This window comes from Desulfocurvus thunnarius, from assembly GCF_055390965.1.
Genome location: NZ_AP042411.1, coordinates 201,492 through 226,223, shown reverse-complemented (window position 1 = coordinate 226,223; position 24,732 = coordinate 201,492). Strand labels below are relative to the sequence as shown.

The 24,732-nt window shown below is 69.8% G+C and carries 25 protein-coding genes; 16 read left to right on the top strand and 9 right to left on the bottom strand.

Annotated elements, in window-relative coordinates:
• The first annotated feature begins 57 nt into the window (after positions 1-57).
• From alr to ACZ5KV_RS00970, 9 genes are all read left to right on the top strand, one after another.
• The gene (alr, locus tag ACZ5KV_RS01010; RefSeq protein WP_464240480.1) at positions 58-1,203 is read left to right on the top strand and encodes an alanine racemase; all 1,146 of its coding nucleotides are present in this window, start codon (positions 58-60) and stop codon (positions 1,201-1,203) included.
• 65 nt (positions 1,204-1,268) lie between these two features.
• A complete protein-coding gene (gene rpsF, locus ACZ5KV_RS01005) occupies positions 1,269-1,583 on the top strand; it encodes a 30S ribosomal protein S6 (RefSeq protein WP_464240479.1) in 315 nt (104 codons plus the stop codon).
• A 1-nt stretch (position 1,584) separates the two neighbouring features.
• Positions 1,585-1,845 (top strand): 30S ribosomal protein S18, encoded by a 261-nt coding sequence (gene rpsR, locus ACZ5KV_RS01000; protein ID WP_464240478.1) that lies wholly within the window; start codon positions 1,585-1,587, stop codon positions 1,843-1,845.
• A 12-nt stretch (positions 1,846-1,857) separates the two neighbouring features.
• Complete coding sequence (rplI, locus tag ACZ5KV_RS00995) at positions 1,858-2,418, top strand: 50S ribosomal protein L9 (RefSeq protein ID WP_464240477.1); 561 nt, start codon at positions 1,858-1,860, stop codon at positions 2,416-2,418.
• A complete protein-coding gene (gene dnaB, locus ACZ5KV_RS00990) occupies positions 2,381-3,832 on the top strand; it encodes a replicative DNA helicase (RefSeq protein ID WP_464240476.1) in 1,452 nt (483 codons plus the stop codon). Before rplI ends, dnaB begins: the two co-directional genes overlap by 38 nt.
• A 39-nt stretch (positions 3,833-3,871) precedes the next feature.
• Complete coding sequence (locus ACZ5KV_RS00985; RefSeq protein ID WP_464240475.1) at positions 3,872-5,173, top strand: phenylacetate--CoA ligase family protein; 1,302 nt, start codon at positions 3,872-3,874, stop codon at positions 5,171-5,173.
• Complete coding sequence (locus tag ACZ5KV_RS00980) at positions 5,174-5,686, top strand: DUF456 domain-containing protein (protein ID WP_464240474.1); 513 nt, start codon at positions 5,174-5,176, stop codon at positions 5,684-5,686. It begins immediately after the preceding gene.
• A gap of 55 nt (positions 5,687-5,741) precedes the next feature.
• Positions 5,742-7,190 carry a threonine synthase gene (thrC, locus tag ACZ5KV_RS00975; protein WP_464240473.1) on the top strand — a complete coding sequence of 483 codons (1,449 nt, stop codon included), beginning with the start codon at positions 5,742-5,744 and terminating at the stop codon, positions 7,188-7,190.
• 479 nt (positions 7,191-7,669) lie between these two features.
• The gene (locus tag ACZ5KV_RS00970) at positions 7,670-8,368 is read left to right on the top strand and encodes a molybdopterin-dependent oxidoreductase (protein WP_464240472.1); all 699 of its coding nucleotides are present in this window, start codon (positions 7,670-7,672) and stop codon (positions 8,366-8,368) included.
• Positions 8,369-8,386: 18 nt separating this feature from the next.
• On the opposite strand, the gene ACZ5KV_RS00965 is transcribed toward ACZ5KV_RS00970, so the two are convergent.
• The 7 genes from ACZ5KV_RS00965 to ACZ5KV_RS00935 form a co-directional block, all read right to left on the bottom strand.
• Entirely contained in the window at positions 8,387-9,130 is a 744-nt protein-coding gene (locus ACZ5KV_RS00965) for an ATP-binding cassette domain-containing protein (RefSeq protein WP_464240471.1), read from the bottom strand.
• 20 nt (positions 9,131-9,150) lie between these two features.
• Entirely contained in the window at positions 9,151-9,912 is a 762-nt protein-coding gene (locus tag ACZ5KV_RS00960) for an ABC transporter permease (protein WP_464240470.1), read from the bottom strand.
• Positions 9,909-10,895, bottom strand: coding sequence for an ABC transporter substrate-binding protein (locus ACZ5KV_RS00955; RefSeq protein WP_464240469.1), 987 nt, complete (start codon positions 10,893-10,895; stop codon positions 9,909-9,911). Before ACZ5KV_RS00955 ends, ACZ5KV_RS00960 begins: the two co-directional genes overlap by 4 nt.
• Positions 10,896-10,903: 8 nt before the next feature.
• A complete protein-coding gene (locus tag ACZ5KV_RS00950) occupies positions 10,904-12,955 on the bottom strand; it encodes a TonB-dependent receptor (protein ID WP_464240468.1) in 2,052 nt (683 codons plus the stop codon).
• Positions 12,956-12,957: 2 nt separating this feature from the next.
• Positions 12,958-13,200, bottom strand: coding sequence for a TM1266 family iron-only hydrogenase system putative regulator (locus ACZ5KV_RS00945; RefSeq protein ID WP_464240467.1), 243 nt, complete (start codon positions 13,198-13,200; stop codon positions 12,958-12,960).
• Positions 13,201-13,653: 453 nt separating this feature from the next.
• Positions 13,654-13,998, bottom strand: coding sequence for an iron hydrogenase small subunit (locus ACZ5KV_RS00940; protein WP_464240466.1), 345 nt, complete (start codon positions 13,996-13,998; stop codon positions 13,654-13,656).
• Between the two features lie 19 nt (positions 13,999-14,017).
• The gene (locus tag ACZ5KV_RS00935) at positions 14,018-15,271 is read right to left on the bottom strand and encodes a [FeFe] hydrogenase, group A (protein ID WP_464240465.1); all 1,254 of its coding nucleotides are present in this window, start codon (positions 15,269-15,271) and stop codon (positions 14,018-14,020) included.
• 286 nt (positions 15,272-15,557) lie between these two features.
• On the opposite strand from ACZ5KV_RS00935, the gene ACZ5KV_RS00930 reads away from it, so the two are divergent.
• Positions 15,558-16,310 (top strand): TlyA family RNA methyltransferase, encoded by a 753-nt coding sequence (locus tag ACZ5KV_RS00930; protein ID WP_464240464.1) that lies wholly within the window; start codon positions 15,558-15,560, stop codon positions 16,308-16,310.
• 105 nt (positions 16,311-16,415) lie between these two features.
• Here ACZ5KV_RS00930 and ACZ5KV_RS00925 read toward each other — a convergent pair whose 3' ends face one another.
• Positions 16,416-17,303 (bottom strand): rhodanese-like domain-containing protein, encoded by an 888-nt coding sequence (locus ACZ5KV_RS00925; RefSeq protein ID WP_464240463.1) that lies wholly within the window; start codon positions 17,301-17,303, stop codon positions 16,416-16,418.
• 150 nt (positions 17,304-17,453) lie between these two features.
• Here ACZ5KV_RS00925 and ACZ5KV_RS00920 point away from each other — a divergent pair, with 150 nt between their 5' ends.
• Positions 17,454-17,993: a rhodanese-like domain-containing protein gene (locus ACZ5KV_RS00920; RefSeq protein WP_464240462.1), complete on the top strand. Its 540-nt coding sequence runs from the start codon at positions 17,454-17,456 to the stop codon at positions 17,991-17,993.
• Positions 17,990-18,862: a MauE/DoxX family redox-associated membrane protein gene (locus tag ACZ5KV_RS00915; protein WP_464240461.1), complete on the top strand. Its 873-nt coding sequence runs from the start codon at positions 17,990-17,992 to the stop codon at positions 18,860-18,862. The genes ACZ5KV_RS00920 and ACZ5KV_RS00915 overlap by 4 nt, the downstream gene beginning before the upstream one ends.
• Here the strand turns inward: ACZ5KV_RS00915 and ACZ5KV_RS00910 are convergent.
• On the bottom strand, positions 18,859-19,761 hold the full coding sequence (locus ACZ5KV_RS00910; protein ID WP_464240460.1) for a LysR family transcriptional regulator: 903 nt from the start codon (positions 19,759-19,761) through the stop codon (positions 18,859-18,861). The two genes, ACZ5KV_RS00915 and ACZ5KV_RS00910, sit on opposite strands and share 4 nt — an antisense overlap.
• Positions 19,762-19,936: 175 nt before the next feature.
• On the opposite strand from ACZ5KV_RS00910, the gene ACZ5KV_RS00905 reads away from it, so the two are divergent.
• The 4 genes from ACZ5KV_RS00905 to ACZ5KV_RS00890 all read left to right on the top strand — a co-directional run bounded on the left by ACZ5KV_RS00905 (position 19,937) and on the right by ACZ5KV_RS00890 (position 24,730).
• A complete protein-coding gene (locus ACZ5KV_RS00905; protein WP_464240459.1) occupies positions 19,937-20,275 on the top strand; it encodes a hypothetical protein in 339 nt (112 codons plus the stop codon).
• 127 nt (positions 20,276-20,402) lie between these two features.
• Complete coding sequence (locus ACZ5KV_RS00900) at positions 20,403-21,734, top strand: response regulator transcription factor (RefSeq protein WP_464240458.1); 1,332 nt, start codon at positions 20,403-20,405, stop codon at positions 21,732-21,734.
• A 121-nt stretch (positions 21,735-21,855) separates the two neighbouring features.
• Positions 21,856-22,431 carry a TorD/DmsD family molecular chaperone gene (locus tag ACZ5KV_RS00895; RefSeq protein WP_464240457.1) on the top strand — a complete coding sequence of 192 codons (576 nt, stop codon included), beginning with the start codon at positions 21,856-21,858 and terminating at the stop codon, positions 22,429-22,431.
• Positions 22,432-22,453: 22 nt separating this feature from the next.
• A complete protein-coding gene (locus tag ACZ5KV_RS00890; protein ID WP_464240456.1) occupies positions 22,454-24,730 on the top strand; it encodes a molybdopterin-dependent oxidoreductase in 2,277 nt (758 codons plus the stop codon).
• The last annotated feature ends 2 nt before the right edge of the window (positions 24,731-24,732 follow it).

The following is a 24,732-nucleotide window of genomic DNA, read 5'->3' as shown; positions in this document are numbered from 1 at the left end:
GGAAAATCCGTATATCTGGCCGCGTTGCGCCGCCAGGAAGCGGCAAAGGAGCATGCAATGACCATCGGCTACAATCATCTGGTCACGCGGGTCCGGCCGGGCGCCATCGCCCACAACTACAAGGTCATGAACGCCCTGGGCGGCAACGGTTGCGCGGTCGTCAAATCCGACGCCTACGGGCACGGGCTGGCCGTGGCCGCCGAGGCCCTGGCCGGGGCCGGGGCGCGGACCCTGGCCGTGGGCACCGTGGGCGAGGCGCTGGACCTGGGCCGCACCTCGTTCACCGGGCGAGTGGTGGCCCTTTTGGGGCCGCAACTGCCCGAGGACTACGAGGCCGCCGCGCGCAAGGGCGTCGTCTGCTTCTGCGCCCGGCGCGAACAACTGGAAAAGCTTTCCGAGGCCGGGGTGCGCGCCGGGTGCCGGGCGCCCGTGGCCCTGAAATTCGACACCGGCATGCGCCGCCTGGGCTTTCTGCCCGACGAGGCCGGGCGCGTGCTGGAAAAGATCCTGACCCTGCCGGGCATCGAGGTGGTCATGGCCGCCTCGCACCTGGCCGTGGCCGACGACCCGGATCAGGAGGCCTTCGTGCGCGAGCAGGGCGCGCGCTTCGCGGCGGCGGTGGCCGTGCTGCGGGCGGGCGGGCTGCGCGTGGAGGCGACCCTGGCCAACTCGGCGGCCATAGTGGCCTACCCGGACCTGCGCCTGGACATGCAGCGTCCCGGCATCGCCCTCTACGGGGCCGACCCCTTCTGGGGCACGGCCGCCCAGGGCCGGGGCCCGGCCCTGGAGCCCGCCATGGAGACCTTCACCCGGGTCTATCAGGTCCATGACCTCAAGAAGGGCGAGACCATCAGCTACGGGCGCACCTTCACCGCCGAGCGCGACATGCGCGTGGCCGTCATCGGCGCGGGATACGCCGACGCGTGGTCGCGCGGGCTGTCCAACCGGGGCCGGGTGCTGCTGCACGGGCTGCGCGCGCCGGTGGTCGGCCGGGTCTGCATGCAGATGACCGCCGTGGACGTGACCGACGTGCCCCAGGCCCGCGCGGGCGACAAGGTCTGGCTGCTGGGCGGCCCGGGGGAGAACTCCATCCGCAGCGAGGAGCTGGCCCAGTGGTGGGGCACCATCAGTTACGAGGCGCTGTGCCTGCTGGGCATGAACCGCCGGGAATACATCCTTGACAGCCCGGTGGAAAACGAATAACAACCCCGCTTCGCCTTGCTCGCGCCCAGGGGGGCGCGGGCCATACGACCGCAAGGAGAGCATCAATGAGAAAGTTTGAAACGCTGCTGCTGCTTTCGCCGGAGCTTCCGGCGGAGGAGCGCCAGGGCCTGCTGGACGCCCTGACCGGCGTCATCGCCCGCGAGGGCGGCGCGCTGGTGGAAGTGGACGACTGGGGCATGCGCGACCTGGCCTACCCGGTGCGCAAGATGGATCGCGGGCACTACGTCCGCCTGGTGTACGACGCCCCCGGGGCCCTGGTGGCCGAGCTGGAGCGCAACATCCGCATCGCCGACGGCATCTTCAAGTTCGTCACCGTGAAGCTGGATGAGAACGTCGAAAGCGCCGAGGAGGTCGCGTAGCATGGCTTTCCGCAAGAAGTTCACCCCCCGGCGCAAGTTCTGCCGCTTCTGTGCCGACAAGGACCTGCCCATCGACTACAAGCGTCCGGACATCCTGCGCGACTTCATCGCCGAGCGCGGCAAGATCATTCCCCGCCGCATCACCGGGACCTGCGCCAAGCACCAGCGCGCCCTGACCACCGCGATCAAGCGTGCCCGCCAGATGGCCCTTCTCTACTACACCGCGACCCACAGCTCGGCTGTGCGCAAGCGGACCATCTAGGAGGATACGACCATGAAACTCATCCTCCGCGCCGACGTGGATAATCTCGGCCGCCTGGGCGAAGTCGTCACCGTCAAGCCCGGCTTCGGTCGCAACTACCTGGTGCCCCAGGGGCTGGCCATGCCCGCCACCGAGGGCAACCTGCGGGCCTTCGAGCTGGAGCGCAAGAAGCTCCAGGCCAGGATGGACGCCGTGAAGGCCGCCGCCCAGGACCTTTCCGACAAGCTCACCGCCGAGCGCGTCATCGTGCGCGTGCGCGTGGGCGAGGGCGGACGCCTGTACGGCTCCGTGTCCACCTCGAACATCGCCGAGGCCCTGGCCGAGCGCGGTGTCGAGTTCGACCGCCGCAAGATCGTGCTGGGCGAGCCCATCCGCGCCCTGGGCGAATACTCCCTGGAAGTGAAGCTGCACCCCGACATCGAGACCGTGCTGGTCGTGGCCGTCGTGAGCCATGACTGGGTTCCGGGCCAGCCCATCACCCCCGAGGAGGCCGAGGCGGCCGCCGCCGCCAAGGCCGAGGAAGAGGCCGCCAGCGATGACGCCGGACAGCCCGAGGAACAGCCCGCTGTATAGCGACAAACGGCAGCGCCGCCCCGCAGGGGGCGGCGCCGCCGACGCCGGCGCGACCCTGGAACGGGTTTCGTCGGACCTGCTGCGCAAAGTCCCCCCCCACAACCTTGAAGCCGAACAGGCGGTTCTGGGGGGGGTCTTTCTTCGCAACGAGGTCTTCCACGACCTCGTGGACATCCTGGGCCCGGACGACTTCTATTCCCCGGTCCATCAGGTCATCTTCGAGACCTTCTCCGAACTCTTCCGCAAGAGCAGGCCCATGGACCTGCTCACCGCCCAGGACGAACTGGAGAAATCCGGCCGCCTGGACGAGGTCGGCGGCGCGGTCTATCTGGCCGAGCTGGCGGGCAGCACCGTGGCGGCCTCCAACGCCGTGCACCACGCGCGCATCGTGCGCGACAAGTCCGTGCAGCGGCAGCTCATCTCCACTTCGGCGGACATCATCGCCTCCTGCTTTGAAGGCCACCTGGACGTGGAGGAACTCCTCGACCGCTCCGAGCAGGCCATCTTCGACATCACCGAGAAGCGCTCCACCAAGGGCTTCATGGGCTCCAAGCAGCTTTTGCAGCACGTCTTCGACAAGCTGACCGAGCTGTACAACCGCAAGGAGCAGGTCACCGGCGTGCCCACCGGCTTCTACGACCTGAACGAGATCACCGCCGGGCTCCAGCCCACGGACCTGATCATCGTCGCGGGCCGCCCGGCCATGGGCAAGACCTCCTTTGCCCTCAACGTGGGCCTGAATGCCGCCGCCGATTATGGCGTGACCACCGCCGTCTTCTCCCTGGAAATGGGCATGGAGCAGCTTATGATGCGCATGCTCTGCACCCGGGCCCGGGTCAACCTCTCCAGCCTGCGCCGGGGCTTCCTGGACGACGAGGACTGGCAGCGCCTTTACGACGCCGGAGACTACCTCGCCCGCGCGCCGCTGTTCATCGACGACACCCCGGCCATCACCACCATGGAACTGCGCGCGCGCTGCCGCCGCCTCAAGGCCGAGCACGACCTGGGGCTGGTCATCGTGGACTACCTCCAGCTCATGCGCCCCGGGCGGCGCATCGACTCGCGCGAGCAGGAGATTTCCGAAATTTCGCGGACGCTCAAGGCCCTGGCCAAGGAACTGCACGTGCCGGTGGTGGCCCTGTCGCAGCTCAACCGCAAGGTCGAGGAGCGCACCGACAAGCGCCCCAAGCTCTCGGACCTGCGCGAGTCCGGCGCCATCGAGCAGGACGCCGACGTGATCATGTTCCTGTACCGCGACGCCGTGTACAACCCCGCCGAGGACAACCCCAAGCGCCACATCGCCGAGGTCATCGTCGGCAAGCACCGAAACGGCCCCACGGGCACGGTGGAACTTTTCTTCGACAACGAGTACACAGCCTTCCGCAACTTGACCCGCGAGCCCCGCGCGGAGTAGCCTGCTCCGGCCTTGCAACCCTCAACATCGGAGCACACCGTGGAAGTCTTCGACCGGGCGGAACGGCTCTCGCGCGAGGAGCTGGACGCCGTTCAGCTCGTGCGCCTGCGCGGCGCCGTGGAACGCGCCCGCCGCTCCCCGCACTACGCCAAGGCCCTGGCTGGCGTCACCCCCGATTCCATCCGCACCCTGGACGACGTGCGCCGCCTGCCGCTGACCACCAAGCAGGACCTGCGCGACAACTACCCCTACGGCCTGTTGACCCAACCGGTGGACCGCATGGTGCGCCTGCACGCCTCCAGCGGCACCACAGGCAATCCCACGGTCATTTTCTATACCCGGAACGACGTGGACACCTGGGCCGGGCTCATGGCCCGCTGCATGCACATGGCCGGTGTCCGCCCCGAGGACCGCTTTCAGAACATGTCCGGCTACGGGCTGTTCACCGGCGGGCTCGGGTTCCACTACGGCTCCGAGCACCTGGGCTGCCTGACCATCCCCGCCGGAGCGGGCAACACCGCGCGCCAGATCAAGCTCATCACCGACATGGGCGTCACGGTGCTGCACATCATTCCGTCCTACGCCCTGTATTTCGCCGGGGCTCTGGAGCAGATGGGCATCGACCCGGCGGACAAGACCCGCTGGCCCGTGCGCATCGCCATGATCGGCGCCGAGCCGCACACCGAGGAAGTCCGCCGCAAGATCGAGGAAAAGCTCTGCCTGCGGGCCTTCAACTCCTACGGCCTGTCGGAAATGAACGGCCCGGGCGTGGCCTTCGAGTGCCCGCATCAGGCCGGGATGCACGTCTGGGAGGACGCCTATCTGGTCGAAATCCTCGACCCCGTGACCCTGGAGCCCGTGGCCGAAGGCGAGGTCGGCGAGATCGTCATGACGACCCTGACCCGCGAGGGCATGCCCATCCTGCGCTACCGCACGCGCGACCTGAGCCGCTTCGTGCCCGGGCCCTGCGCCTGCGGGCGCGCGCACCGGCGGCTGGACCGCATCAAGGGCCGCGCCGACGACATGATCATCATCAAGGGCGTGAACATCTACCCGATGCAGATCGAGCAGGTGCTCATGTCCATGCCCGAGGTGGGCGAGAACTACCTGATCGTCCTCGAAAAGGAAGGCTTCATCGACCAGATTCGCGTCAAGGTCGAGATTCGCCAGGAGTATTTCGTGGAAGACATGCGTGTGCTCTCCGGCCTGCAAAAGCGCATCCAGACCCGCCTGCGCGACGAGTTGCTGGTGACGCCCCGGGTGGACCTGGTGCAGAGCGACAGCCTGCCCAAGAGCCAGGGCAAGGCCCAGCGCGTCCTGGACGAGCGCGGGGAGGGCTAGGTGGAACTGGCGCAGATCGTCCCCGGGCTGTTCATCCTGCTGTGCATCGCCGTCATGGGCCTGCACGTGCTGTCCCTGCCCGCCAACTGGATCATCCTGGTCCTGCTGGCGCTGTGGAAGTTTTTTCATCCGGCCATGGACATGAGCTGGTGGTTCTTCCTGGGCCTTGCGGCCCTGGCCGGGGTGGCCGAGGTGCTGGAATTCGTCATCCAGTTGAAGGGCGCCAAGAAATACGGCGCCACGGGGCGCGGCAACCTGGGCGGCATCATCGGCGCCATTGCCGGGGCCATCCTCGGGGCCGGGTTCCTGCTGGGTGTGGGGGCGCTGCCCGGGGCGCTCCTGGGCGCCTGGGGCGGCTGCCTCGTCGTGGAGCGCATGAACGGGCGCGACTGGGCCGAGGCCAAACGCGCGGCCATGGGCGCCATGTGGGGCAAGTTCTTCGGCATGACCGTCAAGATCGGCTTCGGGGCGGTGATCCTTTCCCTGGCCGTGCCGCCCGTCTGGGGCGGCTGAAACCTCCGGCGCGACGGCGCCGGGGGACGCGCCCGCGCGGGCGCAAAGGAGCGTTATGCGACATTGCGAGTTCCCGGCCCATCGCGGCCGGATGGAATACGTCTGCCTGGGCTGCGGCGCCACCTACGGCATCGGCGAGCTGCACTACACCTGCCCGACCTGCGGCGGGGTCTTCCTGCTGCGCGACACGGCTTTTGACGAGTTGAAGAAAACCTCCGGCGCCGCGTGGCGCGAGGTCTTCGACGCGCGCATGGCCGCCAAGCGCAGCGCCCTGCGCGGGGTCTTCCGTTTCTATGAGCTTATGGCCCCGGTGCTGGAGGAGGGCGATATCGTCTACCTCGGCGAGGGGCAGACGCCCATCGTGGAGTCTTCCCCCGCGCTTTCGGCCCGCCTGGGCGGCCAGCGGCTGGCCTTCAAGAACGACGGCCAGAACCCCAGCGCCAGCTTCAAGGACCGGGGCATGGCCTGCGCCTTCAGCTTCCTGCGCCAGCTCATCCGCACCACGGGCGCGGACGACATCCTGGCCGTGTGCGCCAGCACGGGCGACACCTCGGCGGCGGCGGCGCTGTACGCGGCCTATGTGGGCGGCGGCGTGAAGAGCGCGGTGATCCTGCCCCAGGGCAAGGTCACCCCGCAGCAGTTGGCCCAGCCCCTGGGCAGCGGGGCCGTGGTCCTGGAGGTGCCGGGCGTGTTCGACGACTGCATGAAGGTCGTGGAACACCTGGCGGACAATTATCAGGTGGCCCTTTTGAACTCCAAGAACGCCTGGCGCATCCTGGGCCAGGAGTCCTACGCCTTCGAGGTCGCCCAGTGGTACGACTGGGACCTCGCGGGCAAGTGCGTGTTCGTGCCCATCGGCAACGCGGGCAATATCACGGCCGTCATGGGCGGATTCCTGAAGCTTTTCGACCTGGGCGTCATCGCGGCGCTGCCGCGCGTGTTCGGCGTGCAGTCGCACCACGCCGACCCCGTGTGGCGCTACTACGACCAGCCCGAGGGCGCGCGGGAGTTCCACCCCGTGGCCGTGACGCCCAGCGTGGCCCAGGCGGCCATGATCGGCAACCCGGTCTCCTTCCCGCGCGTGCGCCATTTCGCCGAGCGCTATCTGGCCGCCGGGGGCCCCGGGGCCTTCCAGGTGGTTCAGGTCACGGAGCAGGCCATCGTCGAGGGCATGCTCGACGCCAACCGCCACGGGCACATCGCCTGCACCCAGGGCGGCGAGTGCTTCGCGGGGCTGGTGCGCGCCCGCGAGCTGGGGCTCATCGACCGCGACGAACTGGCCATCCTCGACGCCACGGCGCACATGCTCAAGTTCATCGGCTTCCAGGACATGTACTACGAGAACGCCTTCCCGCCGGAGTACGGCATCACGCCCCGGCCCGAATACGCCAACCGCCCGCAACTGGTCATCGACCCCGCGCGCAAGGCGGCCTTGTCCGAGGCCGACTACACCGCCGAAGCCGCCCAGGCCGTGGTCGAGCGCCTGGGCCTCAAGGCCCGGTAAGACACGGCTCCACCGGGCCCGGCGTCCGGCGTTCCAAAGATTCACGGCATCCGGCCCCGGTCCGCACACGCGGGCCGGGGCCGTCTGCTTTCCCTGCCGCTGCCGTGACCGTTTGTGGTCGCCCGGGCGGATATCCTTGCCTCTGCGCTCGCGGAGGCCGACCGCATGGCTCGCACCGGGGCGGCGGATACCCTGAACGGCCCGCACACCCTCGACCGACTCCTCCGGAATGGGGAAAACCTGATCGTCATCCGGAGGCCGCGTGACCGGTGCGCCCTTGATTTCGCGCGCCTGCCGGGCGCAGGGCGTCCGGCTTCGGGAACAGGCCGATGCTCCGCCCTTGTGCTTCCTCCCGCTCTTTGCGACAGTGTATCCTAGAGCCTCGGGGCGGCATGCCGCCCGGGCGCCGGGCCTACAAGGGCAGCGGCGGCGGGGGCGGTGCCTTCCGCCCGATGGCTCCACGTTCAGGGAGGTATTTTATGGAAAAAGATCCCCGGTTTTCCAGGCGTGCCTTTTTGACCGCCGCGGCGGAAAGCGCGGTCGCCATCGGATTGCCCGGCCTGTTCGCCACGGTTTCGGAGGCCCGCCAGCGGAGCCTGGCCGGGGAGTTGCGCAAGGATGGGCGGCCCCGGCTCCCTCCGGGGCAGCGTGCGATCGAGGAGCTTGAGGACATGGGCGGCACGCCCGGCTCGCCCGACCCCCGGGATTTCCGGCTCCGGGTCCACGGGGAAGTCGAAAACCCCTATGAGATCGACTTCCGGGAACTCCTGGAGTTCCAGCAGACGGACATCGTCTGCGACGTGCACTGCGTGACGGGGTGGACCCTGCTCGATTCCTCCTGGCGCGGGGTGCCGCTCTCCGCCCTGCTGGACCGGGCGCGCCCCGTGCGGGACGAGGGTTTTCTCGTTATCCAGGCCGCCCACGGGTACACCACGAGCATCCCCCTTGCCGAAGCCCGGAAGGAAAACGTGTTTTTGGGGCACACCCTGTCGGGCAACCCGCTGCCCGGGCCCAACGGCGGCCCGGTGCGGGCGGTGGTGCCGGACCTGTACTTCTATAAAAGCGCCAAGTGGGTGGAAGGGCTGAAGGTGACCTCGCGCGACGAGTTGGGCTTCTGGGAAACACGCGGCTACAGCAACTCCGCCGACCCCTGGAAGGAGGAGCGCTATTCGCGCTAGAGGCGGCGGTTCGGGGCGTCACCCCGACGCAACGGGCGCAGCGGGCGGAATCTTCGCCGGGGCCTGCGGCAGGCCGGAAACCACGGATTGTTTTTGCGGTGGCGCCGCCAGCACCAGCGGCCCCTGGGTGTCGCCGACGTGGACCACGGCGATGCGCGGGTCCAGGGTGGCGGGGGTCTGGTGGCTGGTCATGAGCAGGGCCGCGCCCGCGTCCAGGGCCTCGGTGAGCAGGGCGGCCACGGTGGCGCTCCAGGCCGCGTCGAGAAAGGCGAAGGGTTCGTCCAGGAACAGGGCCTCGGGGCGGACGGCCAGGGCCCGGGCCAGGTTCAGGCGACGGCGCATGCCGCCCGAGAGCGTCGTGGGCAGGGGCCGACCGGGCAGGCCCAGGCGCTCCAGCCAGGGCCGGGCCTGCTCGCGCCGCGCGGCCAGGGGCCCGCGCAGGACGTAGGCCACGTTGTCGCGGCAACTGAGCCAGGGCAGGAGCACGTCGTCCTGGAACATGCAGCCCAGGCGCGAGGTGCCCAGGCGCACGCCGCCCGCGTCGGGCCTGCTCAGACCCGCCGCCACTTCCAGCAGGGTGGTCTTGCCGCAGCCCGAGGGCCCGGCCAGACACAGCCCCTGGCCCGGGGCCAGGGCCAGGTCGGCCCGGGCCACCACCGGCCGCCCCCCGGCGGCCTTGACCACGCCGTCCAGGACGATCATGGGCCCGGCGGCGGCCCCTGCTCCCCGCGCCGCGTCGGCGGCGGCCATGGAATTCTTCATCCGAACCTCTTCCGGGGCGCTCATTGCGGCCCCCGGGCGCGGCTGGTGTAGCGCAGGGCCGCGCGGCGCAGCCGGGCCACCAGCCCGATTTCCAGGCTCACCCCGGCCAGCATGAGCACCAGGGCCCAGGCGAACAGTGCGGGCACGTCGAGCATCCGGTAGGCCCAGTACATGCGCGCGCCCAGGCCCTCGTCCGCGCCCAGGTACTCGGCCACGGCGGTGATTTTCCAGGCCGCCGCCATGGCGTAGGACAGCCCGGCCAGCACCGCCGGGGCGATGCCCGGCAGCACCTCGCGGGCCAGCCGCCGGGGCCAGGGCACGCGGTAGAGCCCGGCCATGGCCGCGTAGCGCGGGTCAAGCGCCGCGCAGCCCTGGGCCACGTTGGCGAACAGCGGCGGAAAAACCCCGGCGAAGACCACCAGCACGGGCATCACCGAGCCCGTGCCCGCCCAGACCATGACCAGACTGGTCCACAACACGGGCGGGCAGGATTGCAGCGCCGCCACCAGCGGGCCCAGCAGGGCCACGGCGGTGCGGTGCAGCCCGGCGGGAATGCCCAGGGCCAGGGCCGCGCCCAGGCCCAGGCCCAGGCCCAGGGCGCCCCGGGCGGCCGTCAGCCCCAGGGCGCGCCAGAAATCGGCCTGCGCGGCCAGCCCGCCCAGCACGGGCAGCACCCGCCACGGCGGCGGCACCAGCTCCGGCGAAAGCCACACCCCGGCCAGACTCCAGCCCCCCAGGAGCAACCCCAGGGACACCGCCAGCGGCGCCACGCGGTTGGTCATGGCCAGAAAAATCCCTCGGGCAGGAGCGAGGCGCCGTCCGGCCCCACGCTTTCGGGCAGGACCATGGCCAGATAGGCGCGCACGGCCTCGCGGCACTCCGCCGCCGGGCGCACGCGGATGGGGTCGCGCTCCAGGGAGCGGCGCACCGTGGCCGGGTCGATGAAGGCCGCGAATTCGGCGGGCAGCACGGCCACGGCGGCGTCCGGGTCGCGGGCCAGGGCCGGGGCCTCGTCCTGCATGGCTTGCAGCAGGCGGGCCACCAGTTCGGGCCGCTCGGCGCACAGCCGGGCGCTGACGGCCAGTCCGGCCAGGGGCAGGGTGCCGTCGCCGCCCGCCGCCCGGGCGTACAGGTCTTCCACCGCCGCCAGCACGCGCAGCCCGGGCACCTTGTCCAGCAGCACGCTGGTCAGCGGCTCGGGCACGACCATGTCGCACACCGCGCCGCGCGCGGCGTCCCGCAGCAGTTGCCGGGGTTCGGCCAGGCTGAAGGCCACGGGCGGCCCGCCCCGGCGGCGGACCTCGCGCAGCACGGCCACGGCCGGGCTCTCCCGGGGCGTCACCGCCAGATGGACCACTCCGTCGGGCCCGGCGAGGTCGGTAAGCTCCCGCGCGTCGGCCCGGGTGGTCAATACGGAAAACTTGCGCCAGCCGGTGACGGCCAGCAGCCGCACCGGCGCCCCGCGCAGGGCCGCCTGGGCGAAGCCTTCCAGGTGCCCGAGCCAGATGTCGCCCTGGCCCGCCAGCAGGCTGGCGCGCAGGTCGTCCAGGTTCTTCCAGTGCCGGACCTCCAGGTGGGCCAGCTCCGGCAGGCGCCCGTGGGCCACGGCGGCCCAGAAGGGCATCTGCGGTGTGGTGGCCTGGCCGGTGGTGTGGAAGCGCAGCGTGGGCACGACCTCGGCGGGGGCGGGCCGCTGGCCCTGGGCCAGCAGCGCCGCCCCCAGGGCAACGAGGCAGAAGGTGCAGAAGGCGAAAGCGCGCGTCATGGACGCCCCTAGAAGGACAAGGTGTAGAGCACCTCGGCGTTGAAGCCCGGCTCAAGGACGGTCATGCCCCGCGAGTTGGCCAGGGCGTTCACGTAGCGCCGGTCGAGCAGGTTGCGCAGGTGCAGGGAGATGTCGTGGTGCAGGCGGCCGGAGTCCGTGCCGTAGCCCGCCGCGAGGTTCGCCGTGCCCCAGCCGGGCAGGTCTTCCACGTCGTCGGGGCCGTTGTTCTTGTCCGCCGCGCACTGCACCTCGCCCAGGGCCCAGAAGCCGTTGCCCCGGTCGTAGCGCAGGCCGAAGAGGCCGGACAGCGGCGGGATGTTGCGCAGAGGCTCGTCGGCATTGGTGTCCTTGCCCGTGAGCCAGGCGACGTTGCCGTACAGGGTGTGGCGTTGGGTCAGGCGCCATTCGGCCTGGCCCTCGGCGCCCAGGATGCGCGCCTTGCCCACGTTCTCCATGGTGTACAGGGTCGGCGAGGCGTAGGCCTCGGTGATCAGGTCGTCCACCCAGTTGGCAAAGGCGTTGGCCGAGGCCGAGAAGCGCCCCTCGGCATAGCGCAGGGTGTATTCCAGGGAGCGCGACTTCTCGGGGTCGAGGTCGGGGTTGCCCGCGAGGGTCACGCCGCCGCCCAGGTTGATGGACTTGAAGCGTTCCATGATGTCCGGCGCGCGGTAGCTGGCGGCGGCCAGCAGGCTGTGGGACCAGCCCGGGGCGAAGCGCCAGGTCAGCCCGGCGTGGGCGATGCTGCCGGTGTTGCTGTGCGAATCCTCGGCCCGGGTGCTGGAATCCTCGTTGTCCAGGCCCACGCGGTCCAGGCGCAGGCCGAGGTTCAGGGTCCAGTCGGGGTGCAGGGCCCAGTCGTCCTCCGCGAACACGCCCATGGAGGTCATGGTCGCGTTGGGCGTGGGGTCGTCGTGGTTGATGACGCCGCTGTTGAAGAAGTAGGTGCGGTCGGAAGTCATGCGCCAGCGCCAGGCGTCGGCCCCGGCGACCACGGTGTGCGCGCCGGGGGTGGCGATGGCCTGGAGCTTGGCGCCCATGGTTTCGTGGGAGGCCACGGGCCGCAACTCGCGCACCAGCGGATTGGGGTTCTCGATGCGCGTGCGCCGGTCGTTCTTCATGTAATAGGTGTCCAGTTCCAGGCTTTCCAGCCAGCCCGCGTCCACGTCCCAGGTCGTGTCCATGCTGAGCATGACGTTGCTGGTGCGCGGGTAGGTCACGGGGGCGTTGGCGGGCATGCTGGACGAGCCGCCGGGAATACCGACCTCGTTGGCTTCGAGCACCAGGGCCTGGAACTCGGTGGTCAGCCCCGGGCCCCAGCGCAGCCCGGCGGCCAGGCGGCCCTGGTTGTCGGCGTAGCCGCTGTTGGTCATGGTCGTGGCGTCGCCGCCGCGGTAGTCGTCGTGGTCGCGCAGGCCGCCCGAGGCCTGAACCCAGAGGGTCTCGCTCTCGTAGGCCGCGCGGCCGTAGCTGTCCACGCCCTCGGTGTTGGTGGAAAAGCCCTGGGACACTTCGCCCGTGAGCGTCGGCTCCTGGCTGAAGCGGCCCTTCTTGGTGATGACGTTGATGACCCCGCCCAGGGAGCCCGAGCCGTAGAGCGCGCTCACGGCGCCCTTGAGCACCTCGATGCGCTCCACGTCGCGCGGCTGGACGAAACCCATCTGGGCGTTGATTTCCGTGGCGGTGTTCACGCGCTTGCCGTCGATGAGGAAGACCACCGAGGAGCCGGACAGGCCGCGGATGTTGATGGCCTGGCCCCAGGGCGAGTCCCCGCCGTGGAACACGCCGGGAATGCGCGCGGCGGCGTAGGCCAGGCTGCTCTTGGGCTCCAGGAGCACGTCGGTTTCGGTGGCCACGCCCACGCCGCCGGGCGTGTTGGACAGGGAGCTGGCCATGCCGCGCGCGGTGACGATCATTTCGTCCAGAACCGTTTCTTGCGAAGCGGTGGGCGCGGTGGCGTTCTGGGCCGCCCCGTCCTCCCGGGCGAGCAGGGGCGCGGGCAGGGCGCAGCACAGGGCCAGGGCCGACAGCAGCAGTGCGGAAGAAAATATGGAGTTACGCATGGCTAGACCATCAGGGACTTGACCTGCACGCCCGGGAGCATTCCCAGCTTGCCGGTCATTGCGCCGAGCTCGTCGGTGGTGGCCTCGACGATGAGGCTGATGACGCTGACGTTGCGCTCGCGGTAGGGCAGGCCCACGCGGGCCACGATGAGCTCGCCGAAGGTGGTCAGCACTTCGTTGACCTTGGGCGCGGTCTGGGCGCGGTTGCCGACCACGAGCCCGACGACGCCGATACGTTTCTCCATGACGGACACTCCGCAGGGGGTTGCGGCAGGGTTTCCGCCTGGGCGAGGAGGGGGGCTTCCGGCGGAGCCGGAGGGGCAGGGGGATCCACAAGCGCGGCGCGGGCGGTCGTCCTTGCGGAGAACCCCGCCCTGAAGGTCAGATGCTTCCTCGCCGCAGGCAGATTCCCAAACCAGGTTGATGAGGTGTCACGAATGTTCCTTCGTGGCGAATTCAAGGTGTACTAATTTGAAAAACGTGTCAAGAGTGTTGCGCTTAAAATGGATAATTTTTCAAAAAGTGTGTCACTATGTGCCCGCCGGAGGCGACAGCGGGTCTCCGTCCGGGTGCGCTCCCCGGCGGTGGGATCGTGGAGGGCACAGACGGCGGCGCGTTGAAACGGAAGGGAACGGGAGGGCAGGCCCTTGGGTCAGACGCCGGGGGGCATCCTCCACTCAGGCCGGATCGGCGGGAGGCTACAGCTTCAGGGCCACGCCCTTGGCCTTGAGGGCCTCGACGGCGGCGCCGCGCTCCACGTAGTGGGTGTGCAGCAGACGGTGGGACATGTGGCCGCAGGGGCCGTCGTGCAGGAAGCCGTCCTCATGGTTGTAGAGTTTCTGGACCATGGGGTTGTCCTGGGATTTGCGAATCTTGTAGACCTTGGCGTCGGCTTCGTACACGGCCTGCTGGCGCAGGCCGACATAGCCGCCGACGTTGGCGAGGGCCGAGCCCGCGAAGCGCAGGCCGACGATGGTGTAGCCGGTCACGATGGCGGCGGCCTTGAGGAAGCCGCGTCGGGACATGGTGGCAATGCCGCTCATTGTTCGTCCTCCTGGCTGGTTAGGCGGTGCGGTGCGCGAAGCGCTTGGTGATGCGGGCCACGGCGTTCTGGAACAGGGACGCGCGCAGAGCCGGGTCGATGGGCTGGCCGCCGCCGTTCACGCACCCGCCGGGGCAGGTCATGATCTCGATGAAGTGGTAGGGCGACGTGCCCGCGCGCACCTCGTCGCACAGCTTGGCCGCGTTTTGCAGGCCGCTGGCCACGGCCACCTTCACGGTGCCGAAGTTCGGCACTTCCACGTCGGCGGTGTTGATGCCTTCGTGGGTGCGCACGACCTTGATGTCCGGATTGGCCAGCTTCTTGCCCGAGAGCACCTCGTAGGCCAGGCGCAGGGCCGCTTCCATGACGCCGCCGGAGTTGCCGAAGATGGTCGCCGCGCCGGTGGACATGCCGAGCACCGGGTCGGGCTGCACGTCGGGCAGTTCGTTGAAGTTGATGCCCGCGGTCTTGATCATGTAGGCCAGCTCGCGGGTGTCGATGGTCGCGTCGATGTCGCGGAAGCCGCTGTCGCACATCTCGGGGCGCAGGCCCTCGAATTTCTTGGCGATGCAGGGCATGATGGACACGGTGTAGATCTTCTTGCCTTCGACGTGGACCTCGTGAGCGCCGTAGGTCTTGGCCAGCGGGCCGAGCATGCCGATGGGCGACTTGCAGCTCGACATGTGCGCCAGCAGGTCGGGGTAGAAGCTCTCGGCGAACTTGACCCAGCCGGGGCAGCAGGAGGTGAACTGCGGCAGGGGCCGCGCGTCCTTCTTGCCTTGTTCCTGCACGCGCTGGATGAGCTCGGTGCCTTCCTCCATGATGGTCACGTCGGCGGTGAACTCGTTGTCCCACACGTAGTCGAAACCCAGGGCCTTGAGGGCCGCGTGCATCTTGCCGCCGACGTAGGTGCCGGTGGGGTTGCCGAAGCTCTCGCCCAGGCCGTAGCGCACGGCGGGGGCGGGCATGGAGATGACGATGGTGTTCGGGTCGCGCAGCTTCTCGAACACTTCGTCCACGTAGGACACGCCCTCGTAGATGGCGCCGAAGGGGCAGTTGACCAGGCACTGGCCGCAGTTCACGCACGCGGCGGGGTTGACCACCTGGTGGATGCCGTCGTCGTTGATGGCCTGGATGACGCCGGTGGGGCACACCTCGTCGCACGTGCCGCAGGCTTCGCACTTGGTGGCATCGACCTGGACGAAGAAGATGTTCGCCGGGTCGACGTTTTTGGGCGCGTTGCTCTGGTAGAAAACGCCTTCGATCTCCCTCATCGTTCCCTCCTTGACTGGTTGAATGGAAGAAAGATCCACAGGGGCCACGGGTGGGCTCTGGGCCCTGCAACCTGCCATAGGCAGACCTCCTTGGAGCGCCACGGGGCGTGGCGCGTTGCGGTGATTAAATCAAAATACGTAGCACGAAACGTCGATAGTATGAAAAAAAGTAACCGTCAAGGGGCGATGGGGATTTTCAACGGCTGGAGCGGCCCTTGCCAAGGCCCGGGCCTTGGGGCATGAACCGGGCTGCGTCCGTGTCCGTCCTGTCAGCCCCGGAGAGCCTGTGCCCCCGAAAATCCGCGCCGATCAGCTCCTGTTCCAGCAGGGCCTTGCCGACAGCCGCGAGAAGGCCAAGCGCCTGATCATGGCCGGGCAGGTGCGCATGGAGCAGGGCGGGCGGATGGTGCCCGTGCCCAAGCCCGGCCACCCCCTGCCCGAAGACACGGCGCTGGAGGTGGAGGGCGGGCGGCGCTTCGTTTCGCGCGGGGCCTACAAGCTGCTCACGGCCATCGAGCACTTCGGCATCGACCCCGCCGGGATGGTCTGCCTGGACGCCGGAGCCTCCACGGGCGGCTTCACCGACTGCCTGCTGCAACACGGAGCCGCGCGGGTCTACGCCGTGGACGTGGGCTACGGCCAGCTCGACCAGAGCCTGCGCCAGGATGCCCGGGTGGTGAACCTGGAGCGCGTGAACCTGCGCCTGGCGCCGGACGACCTGATCCCCGAGCGGGTGGATCTCGTGGTGGCCGACGTGTCGTTCATTTCGCTGACCAAGGTGCTCGGGCCGTGCCTGCGCTTTTTACGGCCCGGGGGGCGGGTGGCGGCGCTGGTCAAGCCGCAGTTCGAGGTCGGCCCCGGGGGCACGGACAAGGGCGTCGTCCGCGACGAGGCCGCCAGGCGCGCCGCCGTGGACGGCGTGCTGGCGTTTTGCACCGCCACGCTGGGACTGGCCTTCCTGGGCGAGGTGCCCTCGCGTATCAAGGGCCCCAAGGGCAACCAGGAGTACATCGTCTACCTGGAGAAGCCCGGCGTGTAGGGCGGTGCGGGTCGGCGGCCGCATGCGGGCCCCCGCGTCGCGCGACGCGGGGGCCCGCATGCGTTTCGTGAACGGGAGGGGCGGCCGGGGGGCCTTCGGAATCGCTCAACCCCGGCCCATACGGTCCAGCAGGGCGCCCAGGGCCTTCAGGTGGCCGCGCTCCTCGTCGGCCAGCCCGCCGAACAGGGCGCGGGCCTCGGGGTTTTCGGCCCGGGCGGCGCAGCGGGCGTAGAGGTCCATGGCCTGGGCCTCGAACATCATGCCCGCCTCCAGCACGCCGCGCGGGTCGGCGAATTCCGCGCCGTGCAGGGCCAGGAATTCGGCGGCGGTGAGCCCGCCTTCCAGCGGAGGGGCGCCGCCGGGCGCCTGCGCTGCCGCTGCGGGCGCGGTGTCCGCAACGTCCGCGCTGTTCTCGCCCTTCCCCTCTCCCGGCGCCGCCTGGGGCCCGCCGTCTTCGGCGGTGCAGCCGGGCGTCTTGCGGCACAGCTCCAGCAGGCGGGCCTTGTGGCGTTCCTCGAAGCCCGCCAGGCGCCGCAGCAGGGCGGCGGCTTCGGGCGGGGCCGCGTCGGCCGTGGCCGCGTAGAAGTCGCCCAGGGCGGCCTCCATGCGCCAGGCCCGGGCCAGGACCAGGGCCGGAGGCCCGCCTGCGGGCAGGGCGTGCAGCCCGGCGCCGCCGGGGCCCGCGGCCACGGCGCCGTTCCAGGCGAGGATGCCGCCTTCCAGGTTGAAGACCTCGCCGAAGCCGTGGGCCGCGAGCATGGCCGCCGCCGCCGCGCTGCGGCTGCCGCTGCGGCAGTAGACCACCGTGGGCCGCCCGGGGGCCAGTTCGCCCAGGCGACGGTCCAGCTCGCCCAGGGGCACATGCACGGCGCCGGGCAGGTGCGCCTCGGCGTATTCCCAGTCCTGGCGCACGTCGAGCAGGGTGTGGTCGCCCTGGGCGCGCGCGGCCAGCCAGCGCCGGGCCTCGTCGGCGGTCATGGTCCCGTGGTGCATGAACGGTCCTCCTGCGGGCGTCCCCGCGTGGTCTGATTCCTTTCTAGCCCTTTCCCGGCGCGGGTTCCAGGCAAAAACATGTTTGCCCCTGCGCGCCGAAGCGGGTATACCCCTGAAACCGAACGCACACACCGGCCCCGGAGGAACCCCATGCCGCCCCTGTCCGCGCCGAAAACGTTGTTTCTGGAAGCGCTGGTCCTGCTGGCCCTGTCCGCCGCCCTGGCCGTGGCGCTGAACATGGCGCGCCCCGCGCCGCTGCCCTGGCTGGGCAACGGGCTGCCCGAGGCCCCCGCCACCCCCGCTCCCCCCGCCGGGACGGACGCCTCCGGCGAGGCCGCCGCGCCCGCCGTGCGCGAAGTGCCCGAGATCGATACCGCCCAGGCCCTGGCCCTGCACGCCGCCGGGCAGGCCCGCTTCGTGGACGCCCGCTTCGCCGAGGACTTTGCCCAGGGCCACATCCCTGGCGCCCTGAACGTGGCCCCCGGCCTGTTCGAGGACGAAATCCGGACCCTGCTGGGCGACCCGGACCCCGCGCGGCCCCTGGTGCTGTATTGCAGTTCCCCGACCTGTCCCATGGGGCAGGAACTGGCCCTGTTCCTGACCTATATGGGTTACGAGGCCCTGAGCGTGTACCCCGGGGGCATGGCCGAATGGACCGCCGCGGGCGGCCCGGCGGAGGTGACCCGATGAGCGCCGTCTTCACCGTGTTGCGCGTGCTGTTCGGGCTGACGTTCCTGGCCGCCGCCGTGTCCAAGGCGGCCTATCCCGTGGAGTTCGCGGCCATCGTCGCCAATTATCAGCTTTTGCCCGACGCGTTGGTGAACCCCGTGGCCATGGTGCTGCCGTGGGTGGAAGTCGTCTGCGGCGCGGCCCTGGTGGCCGGGTTCTGGCCCCGGGGGGCGGCCCTTGTGCTGTGCGGGCTGCTGGTCGTCTTCCTGGGCGCTTTGGGCTTCAACGCCATGCGCGGGCTGTCGGTGCAGTGCGGCTGCTTCAGCGTGGCGCCCCAGGCCGGGGCCTCCATGCGGGCGGACATGATCCGCGACGCGGTGATCCTGGCCGTGGGGCTGCTGGTCTTCGGCCACGCCGTGTGGGAGGAGCGCAGGCGCCGGGCCTCGGCGCGCTTCTGGGAGGTGTTCTCGCGTCCCGCCGTGCCGTCCATGGGCACGGGAGAGACGTTGATCGTCGGCGGCGCGGCGACCTTTGGGGCGGCTTCCGGAACGTTTTCCGCCGGGCCGTCGGGCGAGGGGGCGGGCGAAACCCAGGGCGAGACGTTCGACGCCGCCTCCGACGAGGCCCCCGCCGCGGCGCCCATTCCGGTGTTCGCGGCGCCCGAGGCCGCTCCGGCCCTGGCGCTGGAAGCCCAGCAGGAAGCCCTGGCCGACCGGGAGGATCAGGACCGGCCCGCCCCGGTGGCGGACGGCCCCGACGCGCCCGGGCAGCCCGGGATGCCTACGCCCGAAGCCTCTCCGGCCTCCGGGAGCCCCGATGCCCCTGGAGGCTCCGGTTCCACGGGTGCCGCCGCGAATGACGAGGACGACGAGGACGCCCGGAAGTTCTAGACGGCGGCTTCTTCCGGCGCGGCGGGCAGGTTCCAGACCTCGCGCACGGCGCGCAGCAGGGCGCGGATCAGGGCGTCCCCGCTGCGGCGCGAGTGGTGAATGAAGCTCAGGCCGATGCTGCCCGGGCAGTGGGGATGCAGGGCGACCGTGCCCCGCGCCAGCGCATCCAGGGCTTCGGGTTCGCGCATGAGCGCCAGTCCGTGCCCGGCCTCCACAAGGGCCAGAACCACCGATTCGTCGTCGGCCATGGCGGCCTTGGCGGGGCAACGCCCCCGGCCCGGGAACAGGCTCTCGGTCACCCGGGTGAACGGGCATTCCGGCGGTGTCCATATCCAGGGCAGGTCCACCAGCTCCTCGCAGGGGGTGCCCGCAAGCCGGTCGGCCCAGGCCGCTGGCCCGACCACGCGCATGGGCGTCCGCAGGACGGTCAGCGCGGCGAAATCCTCAGGAATTTCTCCGAATATATAGCCAGCGTCCATCTCTCCGGCGGCGATGGCCCCGATGACCTGATGGGACATGGTGTTGTTGAAGCGCACGCCCAGCTCCGGGTGGTCGCGGCGCAGGGCCGCCACGAGGCGGGTTCCGCGCAGCAGGTCCGGGCAGGTGTTCAGCCCCAGGCGCACCGTGCCCGTGAGCCGCCCGCGCAGGGTTTGCGCCGTTTCCAGCAGATCCTGCGCGCTGGCCAGGGCCTTGCGGGCGTGCTCCAGCAGCCGCCGGCCGTCCGGAGTCAGGTGCATGCCCCGGGGCGTGCGCTGGAACAGGGCCAGCCCCAACTCTTCCTCCAGGGCCTTGATCTGTGCGCTGACTGTGGATTGGCTGGCGTGGACGCGCCCGGCGGCGCGGGTCAGGTGGCCTTCCTCGGCCACGGCCACAAAGGTGCGCAACTGGTAGAGTTCCATGGCTGGGCTCGTGGCTGGGCGTTCGGCGGAGCCGAACGCGGGGTTCGAAGACTCTCGTTGGATTGCCGCGCGCGGGCCGGGGTAGGGTGACTGCGCCGGTGGACGGACGATGCCCCATCCCGGGGTGTTCGTCCAGCACCGGGCAGCCGCCCCGCATGGGGTTTCCGGAGGCCGCATGTCCCGTCGTGTCCCCATTGTGCAGCGCGCGTTCCGTCTTGCTTCGGCCTGCGGGCTGGTTCTGGCCCTGGTGGCGGCCCTGGCGCCTCCGGGCTCCCGGGCCCAGTCGGGCGGCCCCTCCGGGCCGCTGGCGCGCAGCGCCCCCTGGCGTGGGCCCGCCCCCCGCGTGGCGGACCGGGACATGTTTGCCCTGCGTTACCGTCTGCTGTGCGCCGACCCCGGCCGACCCTCGGCCCTGCCTTCGTCCTGCGAGGCCTGCATCGCCGCCGCTGTGGACGCCGGGGCGGGCCGGGCCGCCGCCGCCGCCGCCTGCCGTCGGGCCTGCGGGCTGCCCTAGGCCCGGGCGGGCCGCAGGCCTGTCTGCCCCTGAAGGTATTCCCTCCGCTCCGGGCGGGGTTTCCTTGCCGTCGCCACGGCTTCTCATGCCCGCCGAAATGCGCTAGCCTTGGGGACAAGGAGTCCGCATGGCCGCATCCGCCCCGGGCGTGGCGCTGATCCTGGCGCTGCCCGACCACCTGGAAAGCTTTCTGGAAATCTGGCCCCGGCGCATGGGTCTGGCCGGATATCTGGCCTTCACCACCGCCAAGCGGGAGGACTGCACCCTGTCCTTCCTGTGGTTTCTGGAGCCGCTGCTGGAGCGCCTGCGCCAGGGCGGCGGCGCCCCGGCCTTCGAGACGCTCATCCGCAACGCCGACGGCTGGGCCGACCCCCTGGTGGAAACCGCCCGGCGCCACCATTCGCGCGGGGTCACGGCGGGCATGTTCCTGGGCTGCCTGCACACCCTGGTCCATTCCATCGAGGAGATCATCGAGGCCCAGGACGCCCCGGCCGCCGAGCGCGCCGCCGCCCTGCACCTTGTGCGGCGCTATGGCGACGCCTACGCCGCCATCGTCATGGACGACTGGGACGCCAAGTCCGGCCACGAAAGCCGCAAGCGCCTGGACGCCACCAACCGCGAACTGACCCTGGGCAAGAACAAGTTCGAGAACATGCTGGCGGCCATTTCCGACATGGTGCTCGTGGTCGGGGAGCAGGGCGTCATCGCCGAGGCCAACGAGGCCGCCGTGGCCAGCCTGGGCAGCGACCCCGTGGGCCGGACCCTGTGGGACGCCCTGGGCCTGGAAGGCCACAGCATGGCCGACCTGCGCCGCTTCTATCCCGTGGAGTCGTCTCATGAAATCCCGCTGCCCGGCGGGCGCTTCCTGGAAATGAAGCTCGTGCCGCTCAGTGCCGTGAGCCTGTCGTCCACGGAGTCGCTGGTGGTTTTGAGCGATATCACGCCCCACGTCACCCAGCGCGCGACCCTGGAGCGCGTCGTCTCCCAGCGCACCGAGGACCTGCTGCGCGAGAAGTCGCAGCTCGAAGAGATGAACATCACCCTGCGCCACGTCCTGGGGTCCATCGAAAAGGAGCGCGAGGAGTTCGGCCGCTCCGTGGCCCATACGGTGAAGACCGTCATGCTGCCCGCCCTGGCCCGCATCCGCGTGCAGGACGACCCCTCCGTGCGCAAGGGCTACACGGACGTGCTGGAGGACCAGCTCCTGCGCCTGGCCCCGGGCGCGGACGGCGGCCAGGACGCCCGCCTGCTCAAGCTGACCCCCACGGAATTGAAGATCTGCCGCTTTTTGCAGGCCGGAAGCGCCACCAAGGACATCGCCGAGGCCATGCACCTCTCCCTGGGCACCATCCAGACCCACCGCAAGAACATCCGCAAGAAGCTCGGGCTCCAGGGCCAGGGCGTCAGCCTCTACACTTTCCTGCAAACGCTCGACACCGCCTCTTCTCCAAGTGGGTAGATAGGGATACCCATTTTATCACCGCTCCCTCACCTTGTTGCCCCGGGTGCGCACGGCGTATCCAGGGAAGCATGGATGGTCCGCCCTTTTCCCGGGGCAGGACGCAACGCAGGGAGACCCCATGGAATCACGACAGGACAGAACGGCCCTGACCACGGCGCTGCGCGACTTCTTTTTCGCCTCGGGCGGGGAGGAGTTGCGCCGGGCCTACGCACGGCTGGCCGCCGCACCGGGCACCCAGGCGCCATCCGTGGACGACTGGGAGCGCGAAGAGTTCGCCTTCAACCGGCTCTTCGTGGGCCCGGGCGCGCTCCAGGCGCCGCCCTTCGCCTCGGTGTACCTCGACGCCGAGCCCCAGGTCATGGGCCGGACCACGCTCATGGTCCGCAGCATCTACGACGCGGCGGGCCTTGCCTCGCCCTGGCAGGGAACCCTGCCCGAAGACCACCTGAGCCTGGAGCTGGACGCCGCCGAGGCCATGGCCGCCGGCCTGGACGCCGCCTGGGACGACGGACTGGCCCGGCTGCGGGCCTTCCTGGTGGCCGAGCACATGGCGGCGTGGCTCCCCGGGCTGGTGGGCGCCGTGGAGCGCAGCGGGGAGACCGCCCCGGGCGTGCTCCACGCCGTGCGGCGGCTTCAGGACTGGATGGAACACGAAAGGGCGGCCGCGGGCGTTGGCACCGTGGCCGCCGGATGAACCTTTCACCTCGGAGGACGGCATGCAAAACAAGACCCCCCAACAGCGGGAGCGGGCCTGCGGCCCGACCCTGGACCGCAGGCGCTTTCTGCAGGGGCTTCTGGCCTCGGGCGTGGCGGCGGCGCTGCCCTGCGGGCTGCTCGCGCCCGCATCGGCCAGGGCTGAAAAAATCGTCTATGAAGGCAATTACGATATTTTCCGCAACGCCTGCCCGCGCAACTGCTACGACACGTGCAGCATCAAGAGCTACGTCAAGGACGGTGTGCTCCAGTTCATCGAGGGCGCGCCGGAATCGACCTTCACCCGCGGCGGGCTGTGCGTGAAGGGCTACAGCTACACCCGCAGGCCCTACAGCCCCGACCGCATCAAGTACCCCATGGTCCAGCAGGGCCGGGGCAGCGGCAACTGGAAGCGCGTTTCCTGGGACGAAGCCATGGGCCGCATCGCCGACAAGCTCCTTGAAATAGGGGAGAAGGACGGCACCATGCTCGGCCTGGGCATGACCAAGTACTCCGGCAACTTCGGCATCACCAACTACGGCGTGGAGGGCATGCTGACCTCCCTGGGCTACACCACGCGCTTCGCGGGCACGCCGTGCTGGCCCGCGGGCATCGACGCCCAAAACTACGACATGGGCAACATGTGGTGCAACGACCCCGAAGACATGGTCGATTCGCGCTATATCATCCTTTGGGGCGGCAACCCGGCATGGTGCTCCGTGCACAGCATGAAGTACATCTACGAGGCCCGGCGGCGCGGGGCCAAGGTCGTGGTCGTCGACCCCATCCTGACCCAGACGGCGGCCAAGGCCGACGTGTTCTGGCAGGTGGAAACGGCCTCCGACGGCGCCCTGGCCCTGGGCATGGCCCGGCATATCCTGGACAAGGGGATGGTCGACGAGCAGTGGGTGCGCGCCAACTCCGTGGGCTTCGAGGCCTTTGCGGACTATCTGCGCCGCGAGGTCAGCGTGGAATGGGCCGCGCAGCAGTCGGGCATTCCCGCGCAGCAGATCGCCGAGGTGGCCGAGGAGTTCGCCCAGGCCAAGCCCGCGACCATCTGGATCGGCTACGGCATGCAGCGCCACGTCAACGGCGGGGCCAGCGTGCGCAGCATCGATGCCCTGGTGGCCATGACGGGCAACGTGGGCAAGGTCGGCGGCGGGGCGCGCTACGGCCACCTGCAAACCTGGGGCTTCAACTACCACGCCCTGCTCCAGCCGCGCCCCGAGGGCGCCAAGGGCTACGTGGGCGGCGGCACCATCAAGGGCGACTTCCACTTCACCGGCGACGAGGGCGCCGTGGAGTACACCGACCGCTCCATGAACATCAACAAGATCGCCCAGGAAATTCTGGACGCCAAGGAACCGCCGGTGCGCGTGCTGTGGGTGTCGTGCAAGAACCCCATGAGCCAGGACTTCGACCGCGCCAAGCTCCAGCGGGCCTTCGACACCCTGGAAATGGTCGTCACCGTGGACCAGTTCTTCAACGAGACGGTCAAGCAGTCCGACATCGTGCTGCCCGTGACCACGCTCTTCGAGGAGTGGACCGTCAACGCCTCGTACTGGCATTACTGGGTGGGCATCAACGAGCAGGCCATCAAGCCGATGTACGAAACCAAGTCGAACATCGAGATCGCCGCCGCCCTGTCCAAGGCCATGAACGAGCGCAAGCCCGGCTCCTGCACTTTCCCCACCGAAATCGACACCAAGGACTGGATGGCCAGGGAGTTCAACTCCGGCGTCTACGACCTGCTCGGCATCAAGGACTGGACGGAGCTGCGGGACGGCCCGCGCAAGGCGCGCATGCATCCCGCCGCGTGGCACGACCTGAAGTTCGGCACACCCTCGGGCAAGTACGAGTTCCAGTCCGACCTGTGCGCCGAGCACGGCCATCAGGCCCTGCCCGCGTACAAGCAGCCGCGCCCGGCCTACGACAAGCTGCGCGTGCTCACCCCGCACACCAAGTTCGCCATCCACTCCCAGTTCGTGAACCTGGACTGGATGGAGGACTTCAACCCCAAGCCCTTCGTCTACCTGCATCCCGCCACGGCGGCCCAGCGCGGCATCGCCACGGGCGACACGGTGCGCGTGTTCAACAAGACCGGCGAGGTGCGCCTGGAGGCCAAGCTCACGGACAACGTGCCCGCCGGATGCGTGCTGCTGTACGAGGCATGGTTCCGCAACAACGACTTCAACTGCCAGTACCTCGTGGACGACGAATCCTCGGACATGGGCGCGTACAAGACCGGAGCCCCCGGCGTCGCCATCCATGACCAGTTCGCCGACGTGGCCAGGGCCTAGGA

Bases quoted from the DNA above. Each gene is read 5' to 3' on its own strand.
- ACZ5KV_RS00925 (WP_464240463.1), bottom strand. From the start codon at position 17,303: ATGCACCACGGGACCATGACCGCCGACGAGGCCCGGCGCTGGCTGGCC.
- ACZ5KV_RS00910 (WP_464240460.1), bottom strand. From the start codon at position 19,761: ATGGAACTCTACCAGTTGCGCACCTTTGTGGCCGTGGCCGAGGAAGGC.
- ACZ5KV_RS00940 (WP_464240466.1), bottom strand. From the start codon at position 13,998: ATGAGCGGCATTGCCACCATGTCCCGACGCGGCTTCCTCAAGGCCGCC.
- dnaB (WP_464240476.1), top strand. From the start codon at position 2,381: ATGACGCCGGACAGCCCGAGGAACAGCCCGCTGTATAGCGACAAACGG.
- ACZ5KV_RS00890 (WP_464240456.1), top strand. From the start codon at position 22,454: ATGCAAAACAAGACCCCCCAACAGCGGGAGCGGGCCTGCGGCCCGACC.
- ACZ5KV_RS00935 (WP_464240465.1), bottom strand. From the start codon at position 15,271: ATGAGGGAGATCGAAGGCGTTTTCTACCAGAGCAACGCGCCCAAAAAC.
- alr (WP_464240480.1), top strand. From the start codon at position 58: ATGACCATCGGCTACAATCATCTGGTCACGCGGGTCCGGCCGGGCGCC.
- rpsF (WP_464240479.1), top strand. From the start codon at position 1,269: ATGAGAAAGTTTGAAACGCTGCTGCTGCTTTCGCCGGAGCTTCCGGCG.
- ACZ5KV_RS00900 (WP_464240458.1), top strand. From the start codon at position 20,403: ATGGCCGCATCCGCCCCGGGCGTGGCGCTGATCCTGGCGCTGCCCGAC.
- ACZ5KV_RS00915 (WP_464240461.1), top strand. From the start codon at position 17,990: ATGAGCGCCGTCTTCACCGTGTTGCGCGTGCTGTTCGGGCTGACGTTC.
- ACZ5KV_RS00960 (WP_464240470.1), bottom strand. From the start codon at position 9,912: ATGACCAACCGCGTGGCGCCGCTGGCGGTGTCCCTGGGGTTGCTCCTG.
- ACZ5KV_RS00950 (WP_464240468.1), bottom strand. From the start codon at position 12,955: ATGCGTAACTCCATATTTTCTTCCGCACTGCTGCTGTCGGCCCTGGCC.
- rplI (WP_464240477.1), top strand. From the start codon at position 1,858: ATGAAACTCATCCTCCGCGCCGACGTGGATAATCTCGGCCGCCTGGGC.
- ACZ5KV_RS00955 (WP_464240469.1), bottom strand. From the start codon at position 10,895: ATGACGCGCGCTTTCGCCTTCTGCACCTTCTGCCTCGTTGCCCTGGGG.
- thrC (WP_464240473.1), top strand. From the start codon at position 5,742: ATGCGACATTGCGAGTTCCCGGCCCATCGCGGCCGGATGGAATACGTC.
- ACZ5KV_RS00970 (WP_464240472.1), top strand. From the start codon at position 7,670: ATGGAAAAAGATCCCCGGTTTTCCAGGCGTGCCTTTTTGACCGCCGCG.
- ACZ5KV_RS00945 (WP_464240467.1), bottom strand. From the start codon at position 13,200: ATGGAGAAACGTATCGGCGTCGTCGGGCTCGTGGTCGGCAACCGCGCC.
- ACZ5KV_RS00905 (WP_464240459.1), top strand. From the start codon at position 19,937: ATGTCCCGTCGTGTCCCCATTGTGCAGCGCGCGTTCCGTCTTGCTTCG.
- ACZ5KV_RS00920 (WP_464240462.1), top strand. From the start codon at position 17,454: ATGCCGCCCCTGTCCGCGCCGAAAACGTTGTTTCTGGAAGCGCTGGTC.
- ACZ5KV_RS00965 (WP_464240471.1), bottom strand. From the start codon at position 9,130: ATGAAGAATTCCATGGCCGCCGCCGACGCGGCGCGGGGAGCAGGGGCC.
- ACZ5KV_RS00895 (WP_464240457.1), top strand. From the start codon at position 21,856: ATGGAATCACGACAGGACAGAACGGCCCTGACCACGGCGCTGCGCGAC.
- rpsR (WP_464240478.1), top strand. From the start codon at position 1,585: ATGGCTTTCCGCAAGAAGTTCACCCCCCGGCGCAAGTTCTGCCGCTTC.